Raw genomic sequence first — 18,741 nt, 5'->3', positions numbered from 1 at the left:
AACCGGTATTCCGTCTGAACGTGATGGCCAATCTGAACTTTTATTACTTGTCCTAAGTCCGCCGTGCCGTTAACCTGCGCGGCGGAGAGTCGATTGGACAGTCGCTGCCCTCTATGAAAATTAGGGGGGGGAGGAAAGTCCGGGCTCCATAGGGCGAAGTGCCAGGTAATGCCTGGGAGGCGTGAGCCTACGGAAAGTGCCACAGAAAATAACCGCCTAAGCACTTCGGTGCCGGTAAGGGTGAAAAGGTGCGGTAAGAGCGCACCGCACGACTGGCAACAGTTCGTGGCTAGGTAAACCCCACTTGGAGCAAGACCAAATAGGGTCCCAAGGCGTGGCCCGCGCTGGGACCGGGTAGGTTGCTAAAGATGTCCAGTGATGGCCATCGTAGACGAATGACTGTTCAAGACAGAACCCGGCTTATAGATCGACTCTCCACCTTTTTTCCTTCTGTCCGAATCTCGAGCAGAAACCCGGTAGTAACGCAAGAATCCCTCCCTGCCGAATCATTGGCAGATGCATCTTCGTAATACCAAAAAGATCTTACTCTTAATAAATCACTTTAACTTTAAGTCATAGCTCTTTGAGCTATTTGCGCTTGCTGGGCCAAAAACATCGCCGAACTCTGGTTTCTCCTCCTTTTACGCTCCTAAATCTCCGTTCTGTAAGGCTTTTCCTTGAATCCGCGCCTTGACGGTGTGGTGGGCGCATTCCTATAGTGTGCGCAAGTGGCGGAAAGTGGCACAAAGTGGGTTTTTTGAACGTAAAACGCTAGAATTTGGAGAAACGCATCTGTGTTTCGCGGAGCTAACGCTATCAGTCTCGATGCAAAAGGCCGTCTCGCCATGCCGAGCCGGTATCGTGACGAGCTCATTTCGCGAAGTTCCGGACAGTTAATCATCACCATTGATGCCGTTGACCCTTGTTTGTGTGTTTACCCCCTCGATGAGTGGGAGTTGATTGAAACCAAGTTGCGCGCGCTGCCTTCATTGCGTGAAGAAAACCGCCGCCTCCAGCGTTTGCTGATTGGTAATGCCGTCGACCTCGAGCTCGATGGCAGTGGTCGTTTCCTGGTGCCGCCGCGTTTGCGCGAGTACGCCAGGCTGGATAAGCGCGCAATGCTGGTGGGCCAACTGAACAAGTTCCAATTGTGGGACGAAGATGCCTGGGATGCTGTGTCTGCAGCGGACCTGGCTGCTATTCAACAACCGGGCGCCATGCCTGATGAACTGCGTGATTTGATCCTGTGACTATTGATAGCGGCTTTAACCACATCACCGTACTGCTTGACGAAGCCGTTGAGGCTCTCGCCGTACGCGCGGATGGCTGCTATTTGGATGGCACCTTCGGCAGGGGTGGGCACAGCCGGTTGATACTCAGCCAGCTCGGGTCCGACGGCAAACTCCTCGGGTTCGACAAAGACCCTCAAGCGATTGCCACCGGGCAAGCGCTAGCGGCCGAAGACGGCCGCTTTGTCGTTGTGCAGCGCAGCTTTGCCGAGCTGGGCGCCGAAGTGGCCGAACGTGGCATGGCAGGCAAGGTGGCCGGGGTTCTGCTCGATCTTGGCGTGTCTTCGCCACAGCTCGATGACCCGGAGCGCGGCTTCAGTTTCATGAACGACGGTCCGCTCGACATGCGCATGGACCCCACCCGGGGCATCAGTGCTGCACAGTTCATCGCCACCGCGCCGGTGGAAGAAATCGCCCGCGTCTTCAAGGAATACGGTGAAGAACGCTTCGCCGGCCGCATGGCCCGTGCCGTGGTCGAACGCCGCGAGATCCAGCCGTTTGAGCGCACCGCCGACCTGGCCGAAGTGCTGAAGGTCGCCAACCCAGCGTGGGAAAAAGGCAAGAACCCGGCGACCCGTGCGTTTCAGGGCCTGCGCATTCACGTCAACAACGAATTGGGCGATCTGGAGGCTGGCCTCGAAGCTGCCCTCGAGTCGCTGGAAGTGGGCGGTCGCCTCGTGGTGATCAGCTTCCACTCCCTGGAAGACCGCATCGTCAAACTGTTCATGCGTCGTCTGGTCAAGGGCGAGTCCGACAACCTGCCGCGCAACCTGCCGGTACGTTTCGAAGCCTTTGTGCCGAAAATCAAAATCCATGGCAAAGCGCAGTTCGCTTCCGAAGCCGAACTCAAGGCCAACCCACGTTCCCGTAGCGCTGTCATGCGTGTCGCGGAGAAGTTGCGGTGAGCAAGCTTTTCGCCAAGCCCCTCCCGGGCGGCAGCTTCTTCATGTTGCTGCTGTTTGTCGGCGTGCTGGTGTCCGCGATTGCGGTGTCCTACAGCGCCCACTGGAACCGTCAGTTGCTCAATACCCTGTATGGGGAATTGAGTGTGCGTGACAAGGCGCAAGCGGAATGGGGTCGGTTGATCCTCGAGCAAAGCACCTGGACGGCCCACAGCCGTATCGAAGTGCTGGCCACCGAACAGCTGAAAATGCACATCCCGGGCGCTGCCGAAGTCCGCATGGTGGCGCCATGATGAAACTTGAAGGCGCACTCTACCCATGGCGCTTCCGCGTAGTGCTGGGCTTGCTCGCGCTGATGGTGGGCGCGATTGCCTGGCGCATCATCGACCTGCAAGTGGTCGACCGCGACTTCCTGATCGGCCAGGGCGATGCCCGTAGCCTGCGTCATATTCCTATTCCTGCGCACCGCGGCCTCATCACCGACCGTAACGGCGAGCCCCTGGCCGTCAGTACCCCGGTGACGACCCTGTGGGCCAACGCCAAGGAATTGCAGGTGGCCAAGGACAAGTGGCCAGAACTGGCTGCCGCCCTTGGCCAGGACCCTAAGGCACTCGCCGAGCGTCTGGAAGCTCAGGCCAACAAAGAATTCATCTATCTCGTTCGTGGGCTGACCCCCGAGCAAGGCCAGCAAGTGCTCGACCTTAAAGTCCCCGGTGTCTATGGCATCGAGGAATTCCGTCGTTTCTACCCGGCCGGTGAAACCACCGCCCACATGGTCGGCTTTACCGACATCGATGACCACGGTCGCGAAGGGGTGGAGCTGGCCTACGATGAATGGCTCGCCGGGGTTCCCGGCAAACGGCAAGTCATCAAGGATCGGCGCGGCAGACTGATCAAGGATGTCCAAGTCACCAAAAACGCCAAGGCCGGTAAGCCCTTGGCGTTGTCGATTGACCTGCGCCTGCAATACCTGGCCAACCGCGAGCTGCGTAACGCGATCATCGAGAACGGCGCCAAGGCCGGCAGCCTGGTGATCATGGACGTGAAGACCGGCGAGATTCTGGCCATGGTCAACCAGCCGACCTACAACCCGAACAACCGTCGCAACCTGCAGCCGGCGATGATGCGTAACCGCGCCATGATCGACGTGTTCGAGCCGGGTTCGACCATGAAAGCCATCTCCATGAGCGCCGCCCTCGAAACCGGCCGCTGGAAACCCAGCGACAAAGTCGAGGTGTACCCAGGCACCCTGCAGTTGGGCAAATACACCATTCGTGACGTATCGCGTACCGAAGGCCCGGTGTTGGATCTGACAGGTATCCTGATCAACTCCAGTAACGTGGGCATGAGTAAAGTCGCCTTCGATATCGGCGGCGAGACCATCTACCACCTGGCGCAAAAAATCGGCCTGGGCCAACCCACCGGCCTCGATTTCCCGGGTGAGCGCGTCGGCAACCTGCCGAACTACCGCGACTGGAAAAAAGCCGAGACCGCCACGCTGTCCTACGGCTACGGCCTGTCGGTGACCGCGATTCAACTGGCTCACGCCTTCTCGGTACTGGCGAACAATGGCCGCATGGTTCCCCTGAGCCTGATCCATGTTGACGAAGCACCGAAATCGACCCAGGTGATTCCGGAAAACGTCGCCAAGACCATGCAGGGCATGCTGCAACAAGTGATCGAAGCGCCACGCGGTGTGTTCCGTGCCCAGGTGCCGGCGTATCACGTTGCGGGCAAGTCGGGTACTGCGCGTAAGACGTCGGTGGGCACCAAGGGTTACGCCGAGAACTCCTACCGTTCGCTGTTCGCCGGCTTCGGCCCGATGAGCGACCCACGCTATGCCATCGTCGTCGTGATCGATGAACCCAGTAAAGCGGGCTACTTCGGTGGCCTGGTATCGGCGCCGGTGTTCAGCAAAGTGATGTCCGGCACCCTGCGCCTGATGAACATCACGCCGGACAACCTGCCGCCGACCCAACAAGCGAACGCCGGACCACCGGCCGCTGCTGCAAAAGCCAATGGAGGGCGCGGCTGATGTCTCTTAGCCTAAATAAGATTTTTGCCCACGCCGGTCGTGATCTGCTGATTCGCGAGTTGAGCCTGGACAGCCGTAACGTACGCGCCGGTGACCTGTTCCTGGCGGTACCCGGCGGTAAAGTTGATGGTCGCGCGCACATCGCCGACGCGTTGCAGCGCGGTGCCGCTGCCGTAGCATATGAAGTGGAAGGCGCCACCGTACTGCCGATCACTGACGTGCCGTTGATTCCGGTCAAGGGCCTGGCTGCACAACTGTCGGATATCGCCGGGCGTTTTTATGGCGACCCGAGTCGCCAGCTGAATCTGGTCGGCGTCACCGGCACCAACGGCAAGACCAGCGTGACCCAATTGATCGCCCAGGCCCTTGATCTGCTGGGTCAGCACTGTGGCATCGTCGGCACCTTGGGCACTGGCTTCTATGGCGCGCTGCAAAGCGGCCTGCACACCACGCCAAACCCGATTGCCGTGCAAGCGACCCTGGCTGACCTGAAAAAGGCCGGTGCCAAGGCGGTTGCCATGGAAGTGTCGTCCCACGGCTTGCATCAGGGGCGCGTTGCGGCGCTGGCCTTTGATGTGGCAGTGATGACCAACCTGTCCCGCGATCACCTGGATTACCACGGCACCATGGAGGCCTACGCTGCCGAGAAGGCCAAGCTGTTTGCCTGGAATGACCTCAAGTGCCGCGTGGTGAACCTGGATGACGAATTTGGCCGCCAACTGGCTGCCGAAGACCGCGAGTCGCGCCTGATCAGCTACAGCCTGGAAGATTCCAGTGCGTACCTGTATTGCCGTGATGCGCACTTCAATGACGAGGGTGTGCTCGCTACCCTGGTAACGCCGCAGGGCGAACATCATTTGCGCAGCACCTTGCTCGGTCGCTTCAACCTGAGCAACACCCTGGCGGCCATCGGCGCCTTGCTCGGCCTGGATTACGCCCTGGACGAAATCCTGCGTGTCCTGCCGAAGCTGGAAGGCCCGGTAGGTCGCATGCAGCGCCTGGGCGGCGGCAAGCAGCCACTGGTGGTGGTCGATTACGCCCACACCCCGGACGCCCTGGAAAAAGTCTTGGTCGCCCTGCGCCCACACGCCAAGGGCAAGCTCCTGTGCCTGTTCGGCTGCGGCGGTGATCGCGATCGCGGCAAGCGTCCGCTGATGGCCGAGATTGTCGAGCGCCTGGCCGACGGTGTGCTCGTCACCGACGACAACCCGCGCAGCGAAGACCCGAGCCAGATTTTCGATGACATCCGTGTCGGCTTCAAAGACGCCTCCCACGCGACCTTCGTTGCCGGCCGCGGTGCTGCCATCGCCCAATTGATCGCCAGCGCCAGTGCTGACGATGTGGTGGTACTGGCCGGGAAAGGTCACGAGGACTATCAGGAAATCAACGGCGAGCGTCATGCCTTCTCCGACCTGGTAGAGGCCGATCACGCCTTGACCGCCTGGGAGGTCGCCCATGCTTAAAGCGATGACATTCAGCGAACTGACCGGGGCCCTGTCGGCCCGTGCGCAGTCGAGCGATTGCAGCTTCGACGGCGTCAGTATCGACAGTCGCAACATCAAGCCGGGCCAGCTGTTTGTGGCACTGGCCGGCCCGCGTTTCGATGGTCACGACTACCTGAATGACGTTGCGGCCAAAGGTGCCGTGGGTGCCTTGGTGCAGCGTGAAGTGGCAGATTCCTCCTTGCCGCAGTTGCTGGTGGCCGATACCCGTTTGGCCCTGGGTCAACTGGGCGCGCTCAACCGCGCCGCCTTTGACAAGCCGGTGGCCGCCGTTACCGGTTCCAGTGGCAAGACCACCGTCAAGGAACTGCTTGCCGGTGTCCTGCGTACGCGCGGGCCGGTACTCGCCACCCGTGGCAACCTGAACAATGATTTCGGCGCACCGCTGACCCTGCTCGAACTGGCCCCGGAACACACGGCGGCCGTCATCGAGCTGGGTGCTTCGCGTATCGGCGAAATTGCCTACACCGTGGCGTTGACCAAGCCTCACGTGGCAATCATCAACAATGCCGGCACCGCCCACGTGGGTGAGTTCGGTGGCCCGGAAAAGATCGTCGAGGCCAAGGGTGAAATTCTCGAAGGCCTTGATGCGTCGGGCACCGCTGTACTTAACCTGGACGACAAGGCCTTCGAAACCTGGCGTGTACGTGCAGCCGGGCGCAAGGTTCTGACCTTTGCCGTGCTCAACGCTGCCGCCGATTTCCATGCCTCCAATATCACCGTGGATGCCCGTGGTTGCCCGTCTTTCACCTTGCATACCCCGCAAGGCAGCGAGCACGTGCAGTTGAACCTGCTGGGCAATCACAACGTCGCCAACGCCTTGGCGGCTGCGGCTGCGGCTTACGCCTTGGGCGTGTCGCTGTTCGGCATCGCCACAGGCTTGGGCGCCGTGCAGCCGGTCAAGGGGCGCACCGTCGCGCAACTGGCCAGCAATGGCATGCGCGTCATTGATGACACTTACAACGCCAACCCGTCCTCGATCAATGCCGCCGTTGACCTGCTCAAGACCTTTGCCGGGCGCAAAGTGCTGGTGCTGGGTGACATCGGCGAGCTGGGTGATTGGGCCGAGCAAGGGCACCGCGAAGTGGGTGCCTACGCCGCTGGCAAAGTCGACGCACTGTACGCCGTCGGCACGAACATGGCCCATGCCGTCGACGCCTTCGGCCTCGGCGCGCGGCATTTTGCGAGCCAGGCCGAGCTGATCCAGGCGCTGGTCGCGGCTGAACAAGACAAACAGACAACCATTTTGATCAAGGGATCGCGCAGCGCGGTGATGGAAAACGTCGTCGCGGCCTTGTGTGGTTCAAGTACGGAGAAACATTAATGCTGCTGCTGCTGGCTGAGTATCTGCAACAGTTCTACAAAGGCTTCGCGGTCTTTCAGTACCTGACCCTGCGCGGGATCCTGGGTGTGCTGACCGCGCTGTCTCTGTCGCTGTTCCTGGGGCCGTGGATGATCCGCACCCTGCAGAACCTGCAAATTGGTCAATCGGTTCGCAATGACGGCCCGCAGTCTCACCTGTCCAAATCCGGCACTCCGACCATGGGCGGTGCGTTGATCCTGTCGTCCATTGGTATCAGCACCCTGCTGTGGGCCGACCTGCACAACCGCTACGTGTGGGTGGTGCTGCTGGTGACCCTGTTGTTCGGCGCCATCGGCTGGGTCGATGACTACCGCAAAGTGATCGAGAAAAACTCCAAGGGCCTGCCGAGCCGCTGGAAATATTTCTGGCAGTCGGTGTTCGGCCTGGCCGCAGCGATCTTCCTCTACACCACGGCGCCAAGCGCGGTTGAAACCACCTTGATCATCCCGATGCTCAAGGACGCCAGCATTCCACTGGGCATCGGCTTCGTGGTGCTGACCTATTTCGTGATCGTGGGCTCCAGCAACGCGGTCAACCTGACTGACGGCCTCGACGGCCTGGCGATCATGCCGACGGTGATGGTGGGCGGCGCGCTCGGCATCTTCTGCTACCTGTCGGGTAACGTGAAATTCGCTGAATACCTGCTGATCCCCTACGTACCGGGCGCAGGTGAGTTGATCGTGTTCTGCGGCGCGCTGATCGGTGCCGGCCTGGGTTTCCTGTGGTTCAACACCTACCCGGCACAAGTCTTCATGGGTGACGTCGGCGCACTGGCGCTGGGCGCGGCCCTGGGCACCATCGCGGTGATCGTTCGCCAGGAAATCGTGCTGTTCATCATGGGCGGTGTGTTCGTGATGGAAACCCTGTCGGTGGTCATCCAGGTGGCCTCTTTCAAACTGACCGGGCGCCGCGTATTCCGCATGGCGCCGATTCACCACCACTTTGAACTCAAGGGCTGGCCCGAGCCACGCGTGATCGTCCGCTTCTGGATCATCACCGTGATTCTGGTGCTGATCGGCCTTGCCACCCTGAAACTGAGGTAGAAACGAGTGTCCCTGATCGCTTCAGACCACTTCCGCATCGTTGTCGGCCTCGGCAAGAGCGGCATGTCCCTGGTTCGCTTCCTGGCGACCCGGGGCACGTCGTTTGCCGTGGCCGACACGCGGGAAAATCCACCGGAGCTGGTCACGCTGCGCCGTGACTACCCGCACGTGGAAGTGCGTTGTGGCGAGCTGGATGTCGAGTTTCTGTGCCGCGCCGATGAGCTCTACGTGAGCCCCGGCCTGGCCCTGGCGACACCGGCCCTGCAAGCCGCTGCGGCCCGTGGCGTGAAGCTGTCCGGCGACATCGACCTGTTCGCGCGTAACGCGAAGGCGCCGATCGTGGCCATCAGCGGCTCCAACGCGAAAAGCACCGTGACCACCCTGGTCGGCGAGATGGCGGCTGCGGCCGGCAAGCGCGTGGCCGTGGGCGGCAACCTTGGCACCCCGGCGCTGGACCTGCTCAGCGACGATGTCGAGCTGTACGTGATGGAGCTGTCGAGCTTCCAGCTGGAAACCACCCACGACCTCGGCGCCGAAGTGGCGACCGTGCTGAACGTGAGTGAAGACCACATGGACCGCTACAGCGGCCTGCCGGCGTATCACCTGGCCAAGCACCGGATCTTCCGGGGTGCCAGGCAAGTGGTGGTCAACCGCCAGGATGCCCTGAGCCGTCCGCTGATGGGCGAAGGCCTGCCGTGCTGGACCTTTGGCCTGGGCAAACCCGATTTCAAAGCCTTTGGCATTCGTGAAGAGAACGGCGAGAAATACCTGGCCTTCGAATTCCAGAACCTGATGCCCGTGCGCGAGCTGAAGATCCGTGGCGCGCATAACCAGTCCAATGCCCTGGCGGCGTTGGCGCTGGGGCATGCCGTGGGCCTGCCGTTCGATGCCATGTTGTCGAGCCTGCGCACCTTCGCCGGGCTTGAGCACCGTTGCCAGTGGGTGCGCGACTTGAACGGCGTGAGCTACTACAACGACTCCAAGGCCACCAACGTCGGTGCTGCATTGGCCGCTATCGAAGGCCTGGGTGCCGATATCGAAGGCAAGCTGGTGCTGATCCTCGGTGGTGACGGCAAAGGCGCCGACTTCAAAGACCTTAAAGGCCCGGTGGCTGCTCAGTGCCGCGCCGTGGTGCTGATAGGCCGTGACTCCGACCTGATCGCCGCCGCCCTCGGTGACGGCGTGCCTCAGGTACGTGCCACCTCCCTGGACGATGCCATCGCCCAGTGCCACGCCCTGGCCCAGCCCGGCGATGCCGTGTTGCTGTCGCCGGCGTGCGCCAGTTTCGACATGTTCAAGAACTACGAAGAGCGCGGCCAGCTGTTCGCCCGCGGCGTGGAGGCCTTGGCATGAGTATCAACTTCCGTAACATCATCAAGCCCTACCCGTCGCCGATCATTACTGGCCGTGGCATCGACCTGGATTTCCCGATGCTCGCCGGTTGCCTCGCGCTGCTGGGCCTGGGCCTGGTGATGATCACCTCGGCGTCGTCCGAAGTGGCCGCGGTGCAGTCGGGCAACACCCTGTACATGATGATCCGTCACCTGGTGTACCTGGTGATCGGCCTCGGCACGTGCATCGTCACCATGATGATCCCAATCGCCACCTGGCAACGCCTGGGCTGGTTGATGCTGATCGGTGCGTTTGGCTTGCTGATCATGGTGATCCTGCCCGGCATCGGGCGCGAGGTGAACGGTTCGATGCGCTGGATCGGCTTCGGCGCGTTCAACGTACAGCCATCGGAAATCGCCAAGGTGTTCGTGGTGATCTACCTGGCCGGTTACCTGGTGCGTCGCCAGAAAGAAGTGCGCGAAAGCTGGATGGGCTTCTTCAAGCCGTTCATCGTGCTGCTGCCCATGGCCGGCCTGTTGCTGATGGAGCCCGACTTCGGTGCCACCGTCGTGATGATGGGCGCTGCGGCGGCGATGCTGTTCCTCGGCGGCGTGGGCCTGTTCCGCTTCACCTTGATGGTGGTGCTGGCGGTGGCGGCCGTGACCATTCTGGTCCAGGCGCAACCCTACCGGATGGCTCGTCTGATCACCTTTACCGACCCATGGTCCGACCAGTTCGGTTCTGGCTACCAGTTGACCCAGGCGTTGATCGCCTTCGGTCGCGGCGAGTGGCTGGGCGTGGGCTTGGGCAACAGCGTACAGAAGCAGTTCTACCTGCCGGAAGCGCACACCGACTTCGTGTTCTCGGTGCTCGCCGAAGAGCTCGGCGTGGTCGGTTCGCTGTGCACCGTCGCACTGTTCGTATTCGTGTGTGTGCGTGGCATGTACATCGGCTTGTGGGCCGAGAAGGCCAAACAGTATTTCGCCGCGTATGTGGCATACGGCTTGTCGTTCCTGTGGATCGGCCAGTTCCTGATCAACATCGGTGTGAACGTCGGCCTGCTGCCGACCAAGGGCCTGACCTTGCCGTTCCTCAGTTACGGCGGCAGTTCGTTGGTGATCTGCTGCGCGTGCCTGGGCTTGTTGCTGCGCATCGAGTGGGAGAGTCGAACCCACCTGGGCAGCGAAGAGATGGAGTTCAGCGAAAGCGACTTCGCCGAGGAGCCGACCCATGGGCGCTAATGTGCTGATCATGGCCGGCGGCACCGGGGGCCACGTGTTCCCGGCCCTGGCGTGTGCGCGGGAATTCCAGAGCCGTGGCTACACCGTGCACTGGCTGGGTACACCCCGTGGCATTGAAAACGAGCTGGTGCCCAATGCCGGTTTGCCGCTGCACCTGATCAATGTTTCTGGCCTGCGCGGCAAGAGCAAGTTGTCCCTGCTTAAAGCACCGTTCGTGTTGCTCAAGGCGGTGTGGCAGGCGCGCAAGGTCATCCGTGAATTGAAGCCTGTGTGTGTGCTTGGTTTTGGTGGTTACGTGACCGGGCCGGGTGGTGTTGCCGCCAAGCTTGCCGGCGTGCCGGTGATCGTTCACGAGCAGAACGCCGTGGCCGGTACCGCCAACCGCCTGTTGGTGCCCTTGGCCGCCCGGGTGTGCGAGGCCTTCCCGAAGACCTTTGGCGCATCCGACAAACTGCGCACCACCGGCAACCCGGTGCGCACTGAACTGTTTATGGACATCGCCCGTGACGCGTTGGCCGGGCGCAAGGCGCACCTGCTGATCATGGGCGGCAGCCTGGGCTCCGAGCCCTTGAACAAATTGCTGCCCGAAGCGCTGGCGCAACTCCCGGTGGAATTGCGTCCGGAAGTCTTTCATCAGGCTGGCAAGCACCACGGTGAAGTCACCGCCACGCGTTATCGCGAGGCCGGTGTGGAGGCGAACGTACAGCCCTTCATCAAAGACATGGCCCAAGCCTATGGCTGGGCCGACCTGGTGGTCTGCCGCTCCGGTGCGCTGACCGTCAGTGAACTGGCTGCCGCCGGTCTGCCGTCCTTGCTGGTGCCTCTGCCCCATGCCATCGACGATCACCAGACCCGCAACGCCGAATATTTGGCCGGGGAGGGCGCTGCCTTCCTGCTGCCGCAAAGAACGACTGGCGCCGCCGATTTGGCCGCACGCCTGACCGAGGTTTTGATGCAACCGGAACGACTCAACAGCATGGCGAGCACCGCAAGCCGCCTGGCCAAACCTGACGCAACCCGCACCGTGGTCGATATCTGCCTGGAGGTGGCCCATGGTTGAGAATCAGAAAGCCATGCCGCAACCCGAGATGCGCCGCATCCGTCGTATCCACTTCGTCGGCATCGGCGGCGTGGGCATGTGCGGTATCGCCGAAGTCTTGCTGAACCTGGGCTACCAGGTGTCCGGCTCCGACTTGAAAGAGTCGCCGGTCACTGACCGCCTGAAAACCTTTGGCGCGCAGATCTTCATCGGCCACCGCGCCGAGAACGCTGCCGAGGCCGACGTGCTGGTGGTGTCCAGCGCCGTGAACACCTCCAACCCGGAAGTGGCCACTGCCCTTGAGCGTCGCATTCCCGTGGTGCCTCGCGCCGAGATGTTGGCCGAACTGATGCGTTATCGCCACGGTATTGCCGTGGCCGGTACCCACGGCAAAACCACCACCACCAGCCTGATCGCTTCGGTGTTCGCGGCCGGTGGCCTGGACCCGACGTTCGTGATCGGTGGCCGCCTGAATGCAGCCGGCACCAATGCCCAGCTTGGCACTAGCCGCTACCTGATCGCCGAAGCCGATGAAAGTGACGCCAGCTTCCTGCACCTGCAACCGCTGGTCGCTGTGGTCACCAACATCGACGAAGACCACATGGCCACCTACGACGGTGACTTCAACAAGTTGAAGAAAACCTTCGTCGAATTCCTCCACAACCTGCCGTTCTACGGCCTGGCCGTGGTGTGCCTGGACGACCCGGTGGTGCGCGAGATCCTGCCGCTGGTCAAGCGTCCGACCGTGACCTATGGCTTCAGTGAAGACGCCGATGTGCGCGCCATCAATGTGCGCCAGGAAGGCATGCAGACCTTCTTCACCGTGCTGCGCCCGGACCGCGAACCGCTGGATGTTTCGGTGAACATGCCGGGCAACCACAACGTGCTCAATTCCCTCGCGACCATCTGCATCGCGTCCGACGAAGGCGTCAGCGATGAGGCCATCGTTGAAGGCCTGTCGCGCTTTGCCGGCGTGGGCCGTCGCTTCCAGGTCTACGGCCAACTGCCGGTAGAAGGCGGCGACGTGATGTTGGTGGACGACTACGGTCACCACCCGACCGAAGTCGCCGCTGTGATCAAGGCCGTGCGCGGTGGCTGGCCTGAGCGCCGCCTGGTGATGGTCTACCAGCCGCACCGCTACAGCCGTACCCGCGATCTGTACGACGATTTCGTCAATGTATTGGCCGATGCCAACGTACTGCTGCTGATGGAGGTGTACCCGGCCGGTGAAGAACCGATCCCGGGCGCCGACAGCCGCAAGCTGTGCAACAGCATCCGTCAGCGTGGCCAGTTGGACCCGATCTACATCGAGCGGGGTGTGGACCTGGCGCCGCTGGTCAAACCGCTGCTGCGTGCCGGCGACATCCTGCTGTGCCAGGGTGCCGGTGACATTGGTGGCCTTGCGCCTAAATTGCTGGCGAGCCCGCTGTTCGCCGCGGCTGAAAAGGGAGCGTCGAAATGATCACTGACTACGCCTCCCTGTTTTCGACTGTTTCGCCTGCTGACTTCGGCCGCGTAGCCGTGCTGTTCGGCGGCAAGAGCGCTGAGCGCGAAGTGTCGCTCAAGTCCGGCAATGCCGTGCTTGAAGCCCTGCTAAGCGCCGGCGTGAACGCCTTCGGCATCGACGTAGGCGATGATTTCCTCGCTCGTCTGCAGGCTGAGAAGATCGACCGCGCCTTCATCATTCTCCACGGCCGTGGCGGTGAAGACGGCAGCATGCAAGGCCTGCTGGAATGCGCTGGCATCCCTTACACCGGCAGCGGCATTCTTGCGTCGGCACTGGCGATGGACAAGCTGCGCACCAAGCAGGTATGGCACAGCCTGGGCATTCCAACCCCGCGTCACAGTGTTCTGTGCAGCGAAGACGATTGTATTTCTGCAGCCAAGGAACTGGGCCTGCCTTTGATCGTCAAACCTGCCCATGAAGGCTCCAGTATCGGCATGGCTAAAGTGAACTCGGCCGCCGAATTGATCGACGCATGGAAAGCGGCAAGTACCTACGATTCGCAAGTGTTGGTGGAACAGTGGATTTCCGGTCCCGAGTACACCATCGCCACCCTGCGTGGCCAGGTATTGCCGCCTATCGCATTGGGCACGCCCCACACCTTTTACGACTACGACGCCAAGTACCTGGCTTCCGATACCCAGTACCGGATCCCGTGCGGCCTTGACGCAACCAAAGAACAGGAATTGATGGACCTCACGGCGAAAGCCTGTGAGGCGCTGGGTATCGCCGGTTGGGCGCGGGCAGACGTGATGCAGGATGACCAAGGGAATTTCTGGTTCCTGGAAGTCAACACCGCGCCAGGGATGACCGACCACAGCCTGGTTCCTATGGCAGCTCGTGCCGCCGGTTTGGACTTCCAGCAGTTGGTGCTGGCGATCCTTGCAGCCAGCATTGAGCCTCGAGGCTAAGCACATGAACGGCGCATCGCTTCGTCATCAGCCCCCACAAGCACCGAGCCGCAAGCCGGTGCCCCGGGGTGCCAGCCGGATGGTGGCTAAAGAGCCGATGTCGGCGCGCCTGCCGAAAGCCAATTTTGGTTTCCTCAAGGCGCTGTTCTGGCCGGTGCTGCTGGTGGTGTTGGGCTTCGGAACCTACGAGGGCGCGCAGCGTCTGTTGCCGTATGCCGACCGGCCGATCACCAAGATCAGCGTGCAGGGCGACTTGAGCTACATCAGCCAGCAAGCCGTGCAACAGCGCATCGGCCCGTACTTGGCGGCGAGCTTCTTCACCATCGACCTGGCCGGCATGCGCTCGGAGTTGGAGCAGATGCCGTGGATCGCCCACGCCGAAGTCCGCCGCGTATGGCCGGACCAGGTGACGATCCGCCTGGAAGAACAACTGCCCGTGGCCCGCTGGGGTGACGAAGCGCTGTTGAACAACCAGGGCCAGGCGTTTACGCCGCGTGAGCTGGCCAATTACGAGCACCTGCCGCAGCTGTTCGGGCCGCAGCGGGCGCAGCAGCAAGTGATGCAGCAGTACCAGGCCCTGAGCCAGATGCTGCGGCCGCTGGGCTTCTCCATTGCACGCCTGGAACTGCGTGAACGGGGTAGCTGGTTTTTGACGACCGGGGCAGGCAGTTCCGGCCCGGGCATCCAGTTGTTGCTGGGACGCGACCGCTTGGTGGAAAAGATGCGCCGCTTCATTGCCATCTATGACAAGACCTTGAAAGAACAGATTACGAACATTGCGAGCGTCGACCTGCGTTACGCCAACGGCCTTGCCGTCGGCTGGCGTGAACCGGCTGCGCCCACGGCAGCCCAACCCGCTGTCGCGAAGAATTAAGAAGAGGCAGGACCCATGGCAAACGTGCAAAGCGGCAAAATGATCGTCGGTCTCGATATCGGCACCTCCAAGGTGGTGGCGCTGGTCGGCGAGGTCGGGGAAGACGGCACGATCGAAATCGTCGGTATTGGCACGCATCCGTCCCGGGGCCTGAAGAAGGGCGTGGTGGTGAACATCGAGTCCACCGTGCAATCGATCCAGCGCGCCATTGAAGAAGCGCAGCTGATGGCCGGTTGCCGGATCCACTCGGCGTTCGTCGGCGTGGCGGGCAACCATATCCGCAGCCTGAACTCCCACGGCATCGTGGCGATTCGCGACCGCGAAGTCAGCTCGGCCGACCTGGAGCGCGTCCTCGACGCCGCCCAGGCCGTGGCGATCCCGGCTGACCAGCGCGTGCTGCACACCCTGCCGCAGGACTACGTGATCGACAACCAGGAAGGCGTTCGCGAGCCCCTGGGCATGTCGGGCGTACGTCTGGAAGCCAAGGTCCACGTAGTGACCTGCGCCGTCAACGCCGCGCAGAACATTGAAAAATGCGTGCGCCGCTGCGGCCTGGAAATCGACGACATCATTCTCGAGCAGTTGGCCTCGGCTTACTCGGTACTGACCGACGACGAAAAAGAACTGGGCGTGTGCCTGGTGGACATCGGCGGCGGCACCACCGACATCGCGATCTTCACCGAGGGTGCGATCCGTCACACCGCCGTGATCCCGATTGCCGGCGACCAGGTGACCAACGACATCGCCATGGCGTTGCGCACACCTACCCAGTACGCCGAAGAAATCAAGATCCGCTACGCCTGCGCCCTGGCCAAGCTGGCCGGTGCCGGCGAGACCATCAAGGTGCCAAGCGTGGGCGACCGTCCTCCGCGCGAGCTGTCGCGCCAGGCCCTGGCCGAGGTGGTCGAGCCGCGCTACGACGAGCTGTTCACCCTGATCCAGGCGGAACTGCGCCGCAGCGGCTACGAAGATTTGATCCCGGCCGGCATCGTGCTGACCGGTGGCACCTCGAAGATGGAAGGCGCGGTCGAACTGGCCGAGGAAATCTTCCACATGCCGGTTCGCCTGGGCGTGCCCCATGGCGTCAAAGGCCTTGGCGACGTGGTGCGCAACCCGATTTATTCCACTGGCGTGGGCTTGCTGTTGTACGGGCTGCAAAAGCAGACCGACGGCATTTCCCTGTCGGGCCCGAGCATCCGAGACAGCTACCGCAGCGACGACGAGGCGAAAGCGCCGTTGTTCGAGCGTTTGCAGGCCTGGGTCAAGGGCAACTTCTAAGCGATTTACCGCAACACCGACACACCGCAACACCGTTGTAAGCAGTAGGCGAAAAAACTAGAGAAATGAAAGGAGAGGGAACATGTTCGAACTCGTAGACAACATCCCCGCAAGCCCGGTCATCAAAGTGATCGGTGTCGGCGGTGGCGGCGGCAACGCTGTCAACCACATGGTCAAGAGCAACATTGAAGGCGTTGAATTCATCTGCGCCAACACTGATGCCCAGGCGCTGAAAAGCATCGGCGCGCGGACCATCCTGCAATTGGGCACCGCTGTGACCAAGGGCCTCGGTGCTGGCGCGAACCCGGAAGTCGGCCGTCAAGCCGCCCTGGAAGACCGCGAGCGTATTGCTGAAGTGCTGCAAGGCACCAACATGGTGTTCATCACCACGGGCATGGGCGGTGGTACCGGAACCGGTGCTGCGCCGATCATTGCCGAAGTGGCCAAGGAAATGGGCATTCTGACGGTTGCTGTCGTGACCCGTCCGTTCCCGTTCGAAGGTCGCAAGCGCATGCAGATCGCCGACGAAGGCATCCGTCTGCTGTCTGAAAGCGTCGACTCGTTGATCACCATTCCCAACGAGAAGCTGCTGACCATCCTGGGCAAGGACGCAAGCCTGCTGTCCGCTTTTGCCAAGGCTGACGATGTACTGGCCGGTGCCGTTCGCGGTATCTCCGACATCATCAAGCGCCCAGGCATGATCAACGTCGACTTTGCCGACGTACGTACTGTCATGAGCGAAATGGGCATGGCGATGATGGGCACTGGCTGCGCCAGCGGTCCGAACCGTGCACGTGAAGCCACTGAAGCGGCCATCCGCAACCCGTTGCTCGAAGACGTGAACCTGCAAGGTGCACGCGGCATCCTGGTGAACATCACCGCCGGTCCTGACCTGTCCCTGGGTGAGTACTCCGACGTGGGTAGCATCATCGAAGCCTTTGCTTCCGAGCACGCCATGGTCAAAGTCGGTACCGTGATCGATCCGGACATGCGCGACGAGCTGCACGTCACCGTGGTTGCGACCGGCCTGGGTGCAAAAATCGAGAAGCCTGTGAAGGTCATCGATAACACCCTGCACAACAGCCAAGCCAGCCACGCCAGCCAAGCGGCTGCCGCTCCAGCGCCTGCGCGCCAGGAACTGCCGTCGGTGAACTACCGTGACCTGGACCGTCCGACCGTGATGCGCAACCAGGCTCAGGCCGGTGCTGCCGCGTCCCGTAGCCCGAATCCGCAAGATGATCTGGACTATCTGGACATCCCGGCATTCTTGCGTCGTCAGGCCGATTAATGGAATGTATCAGGGCTATGAAGGTGATTGGTGTTCAGCAAAGGTCTGGTCTGCTATTATCGCCAGCCTTTGTTGATACCAGTTCGCAATTTGCGCTCAAGCGGTCCAAGCCATGATTAAACAACGCACCCTGAAGAATATTATCCGTGCCACAGGTGTAGGTCTGCACTCCGGGGAGAAGGTATACCTGACCCTCAAGCCTGCACCTGTCGACACCGGCATCGTGTTTGTTCGTGCCGACCTGGACCCTGTGGTGCAGATTCCTGCTCGCGCGGAAAACGTTGGCGAAACCACGATGTCGACCACATTGGTCAACGGTGACGTCAAAGTGGACACGGTGGAGCACTTGCTCTCGGCCATGGCTGGCCTGGGCATCGATAACGCCTACGTCGAGCTCTCCGCGTCCGAAGTCCCGATCATGGATGGCAGCGCTGGACCCTTCGTATTCTTGATTCAATCTGCCGGCCTGGAAGAACAGGACGCAGCCAAGAAGTTCATTCGCATTCTGCGGGAAGTGACAGTAGAAGACGGCGACAAGCGCGCCACCTTCGTCCCGTTCGAAGGCTTTAAAGTGAGCTTTGAGATCGATTTCGATCACCCGGTATTCCGTGACCGCACCCAAAGTGCAAGCGTGGATTTTTCCAGCACTTCGTTCGTAAAAGAAGTCAGCCGCGCCCGTACCTTTGGTTTCATGAGTGACATCGAGTACCTGCGCAAGCACAACCTCGCACTCGGCGGCAGCGTTGAAAACGCCATCGTGGTCGACGCGGATGGTGTACTGAACGAAGACGGCCTTCGCTACGAAGACGAATTCGTGAAGCACAAGATCCTCGATGCAATCGGTGACCTCTACCTGCTGGGCAATAGCCTGATAGGCGAGTTCAAAGGCTTCAAGTCGGGCCACGCCCTTAACAACCAGCTGCTGCGCAAGTTGATTGAGCAGACAGACGCTTGGGAAGTCGTGACCTTCGAAGATGCCAGCACCGCACCGATCTCTTACATGCGTCCCGTTGCGGCGGTGTAAGTAACAACTCTCTTTCTTTAGTTTTGAAAGGCCACCTTCGGGTGGCCTTTTTTTATGCCTGCAGTTCAGGCTTATGAAGATCAAAAATGTGGGAGCGGGCTTGCCCGCGAAGGCAA

General features: G+C 61.3%; 16 protein-coding genes and 1 other RNA gene. All 17 read left to right on the top strand.

Annotation, left to right across the window (positions count from 1 at the left end):
• The first annotated feature begins 85 nt into the window (after nt 1–85).
• The 17 genes from rnpB (at nt 86) to lpxC (ending at nt 18,625) form a co-directional block, all read left to right on the top strand.
• Nucleotides 86–439, top strand: an RNA gene (rnpB, locus tag HX792_RS04950) — RNase P RNA component class A.
• A gap of 355 nt (nt 440–794) precedes the next feature.
• Nucleotides 795–1,250, top strand: coding sequence for a division/cell wall cluster transcriptional repressor MraZ (mraZ, locus tag HX792_RS04945; protein ID WP_004371993.1), 456 nt, complete (start codon nt 795–797; stop codon nt 1,248–1,250).
• Nucleotides 1,247–2,194, top strand: coding sequence for a 16S rRNA (cytosine(1402)-N(4))-methyltransferase RsmH (rsmH, locus tag HX792_RS04940; protein WP_371319325.1), 948 nt, complete (start codon nt 1,247–1,249; stop codon nt 2,192–2,194). The genes mraZ and rsmH overlap by 4 nt, the downstream gene beginning before the upstream one ends.
• Complete coding sequence (gene ftsL / locus HX792_RS04935; RefSeq protein WP_003188663.1) at nt 2,191–2,484, top strand: cell division protein FtsL; 294 nt, start codon at nt 2,191–2,193, stop codon at nt 2,482–2,484. The genes rsmH and ftsL overlap by 4 nt, the downstream gene beginning before the upstream one ends.
• Nucleotides 2,484–4,226 (top strand): penicillin-binding protein 2, encoded by a 1,743-nt coding sequence (locus HX792_RS04930; protein ID WP_176995252.1) that lies wholly within the window; start codon nt 2,484–2,486, stop codon nt 4,224–4,226. Before ftsL ends, HX792_RS04930 begins: the two co-directional genes overlap by 1 nt.
• The gene (locus HX792_RS04925; protein ID WP_176995038.1) at nt 4,226–5,689 is read left to right on the top strand and encodes a UDP-N-acetylmuramoyl-L-alanyl-D-glutamate--2,6-diaminopimelate ligase; all 1,464 of its coding nucleotides are present in this window, start codon (nt 4,226–4,228) and stop codon (nt 5,687–5,689) included. Before HX792_RS04930 ends, HX792_RS04925 begins: the two co-directional genes overlap by 1 nt.
• A complete protein-coding gene (gene murF / locus HX792_RS04920; RefSeq protein ID WP_176995037.1) occupies nt 5,682–7,052 on the top strand; it encodes a UDP-N-acetylmuramoyl-tripeptide--D-alanyl-D-alanine ligase in 1,371 nt (456 codons plus the stop codon). Before HX792_RS04925 ends, murF begins: the two co-directional genes overlap by 8 nt.
• Complete coding sequence (mraY, locus tag HX792_RS04915) at nt 7,052–8,134, top strand: phospho-N-acetylmuramoyl-pentapeptide-transferase (protein WP_123714635.1); 1,083 nt, start codon at nt 7,052–7,054, stop codon at nt 8,132–8,134. Before murF ends, mraY begins: the two co-directional genes overlap by 1 nt.
• 6 nt (nt 8,135–8,140) lie before the next feature.
• Complete coding sequence (gene murD, locus HX792_RS04910; RefSeq protein WP_176995036.1) at nt 8,141–9,487, top strand: UDP-N-acetylmuramoyl-L-alanine--D-glutamate ligase; 1,347 nt, start codon at nt 8,141–8,143, stop codon at nt 9,485–9,487.
• A complete protein-coding gene (ftsW, locus tag HX792_RS04905) occupies nt 9,484–10,707 on the top strand; it encodes a putative lipid II flippase FtsW (protein ID WP_176995035.1) in 1,224 nt (407 codons plus the stop codon). The genes murD and ftsW overlap by 4 nt, the downstream gene beginning before the upstream one ends.
• Nucleotides 10,697–11,767, top strand: coding sequence for an undecaprenyldiphospho-muramoylpentapeptide beta-N-acetylglucosaminyltransferase (gene murG / locus HX792_RS04900; RefSeq protein ID WP_176995034.1), 1,071 nt, complete (start codon nt 10,697–10,699; stop codon nt 11,765–11,767). The genes ftsW and murG overlap by 11 nt, the downstream gene beginning before the upstream one ends.
• The gene (gene murC, locus HX792_RS04895) at nt 11,760–13,208 is read left to right on the top strand and encodes a UDP-N-acetylmuramate--L-alanine ligase (protein WP_176995033.1); all 1,449 of its coding nucleotides are present in this window, start codon (nt 11,760–11,762) and stop codon (nt 13,206–13,208) included. Before murG ends, murC begins: the two co-directional genes overlap by 8 nt.
• Nucleotides 13,205–14,161, top strand: a complete 957-nt coding sequence (locus HX792_RS04890; protein WP_176995032.1) for a D-alanine--D-alanine ligase — start codon at nt 13,205–13,207, stop codon at nt 14,159–14,161. Before murC ends, HX792_RS04890 begins: the two co-directional genes overlap by 4 nt.
• 4 nt (nt 14,162–14,165) lie before the next feature.
• Nucleotides 14,166–15,035 (top strand): cell division protein FtsQ/DivIB, encoded by an 870-nt coding sequence (locus tag HX792_RS04885; RefSeq protein WP_176995031.1) that lies wholly within the window; start codon nt 14,166–14,168, stop codon nt 15,033–15,035.
• A gap of 15 nt (nt 15,036–15,050) precedes the next feature.
• On the top strand, nt 15,051–16,313 hold the full coding sequence (gene ftsA / locus HX792_RS04880; RefSeq protein WP_137199717.1) for a cell division protein FtsA: 1,263 nt from the start codon (nt 15,051–15,053) through the stop codon (nt 16,311–16,313).
• An 82-nt stretch (nt 16,314–16,395) separates the two neighbouring features.
• Entirely contained in the window at nt 16,396–17,601 is a 1,206-nt protein-coding gene (ftsZ, locus tag HX792_RS04875) for a cell division protein FtsZ (protein WP_046070969.1), read from the top strand.
• 112 nt (nt 17,602–17,713) lie between these two features.
• On the top strand, nt 17,714–18,625 hold the full coding sequence (gene lpxC / locus HX792_RS04870; RefSeq protein ID WP_003171886.1) for a UDP-3-O-acyl-N-acetylglucosamine deacetylase: 912 nt from the start codon (nt 17,714–17,716) through the stop codon (nt 18,623–18,625).
• Nucleotides 18,626–18,741: the final 116 nt, after the last annotated feature.

Source organism: Pseudomonas sp. B6002 (genome assembly GCF_013385985.1).
GTDB lineage: Bacteria > Pseudomonadota > Gammaproteobacteria > Pseudomonadales > Pseudomonadaceae > Aquipseudomonas.
The sequence above is the reverse complement of the archived record's forward strand: the minus strand, read 5'-3'. Positions and strand labels throughout refer to the sequence as shown.

Excerpts from the sequence above, each read along its gene's own strand:
- murC (WP_176995033.1), top strand. The coding sequence starts at position 11,760 with ATGGTTGAGAATCAGAAAGCCATGCCGCAACCCGAGATGCGCCGCATC.
- mraY (WP_123714635.1), top strand. The coding sequence starts at position 7,052 with ATGCTGCTGCTGCTGGCTGAGTATCTGCAACAGTTCTACAAAGGCTTC.
- HX792_RS04885 (WP_176995031.1), top strand. The coding sequence starts at position 14,166 with ATGAACGGCGCATCGCTTCGTCATCAGCCCCCACAAGCACCGAGCCGC.
- ftsA (WP_137199717.1), top strand. The coding sequence starts at position 15,051 with ATGGCAAACGTGCAAAGCGGCAAAATGATCGTCGGTCTCGATATCGGC.
- murG (WP_176995034.1), top strand. The coding sequence starts at position 10,697 with ATGGGCGCTAATGTGCTGATCATGGCCGGCGGCACCGGGGGCCACGTG.
- ftsZ (WP_046070969.1), top strand. The coding sequence starts at position 16,396 with ATGTTCGAACTCGTAGACAACATCCCCGCAAGCCCGGTCATCAAAGTG.
- HX792_RS04930 (WP_176995252.1), top strand. The coding sequence starts at position 2,484 with ATGAAACTTGAAGGCGCACTCTACCCATGGCGCTTCCGCGTAGTGCTG.
- lpxC (WP_003171886.1), top strand. The coding sequence starts at position 17,714 with ATGATTAAACAACGCACCCTGAAGAATATTATCCGTGCCACAGGTGTA.
- ftsW (WP_176995035.1), top strand. The coding sequence starts at position 9,484 with ATGAGTATCAACTTCCGTAACATCATCAAGCCCTACCCGTCGCCGATC.
- HX792_RS04925 (WP_176995038.1), top strand. The coding sequence starts at position 4,226 with ATGTCTCTTAGCCTAAATAAGATTTTTGCCCACGCCGGTCGTGATCTG.
- HX792_RS04890 (WP_176995032.1), top strand. The coding sequence starts at position 13,205 with ATGATCACTGACTACGCCTCCCTGTTTTCGACTGTTTCGCCTGCTGAC.
- murF (WP_176995037.1), top strand. The coding sequence starts at position 5,682 with ATGCTTAAAGCGATGACATTCAGCGAACTGACCGGGGCCCTGTCGGCC.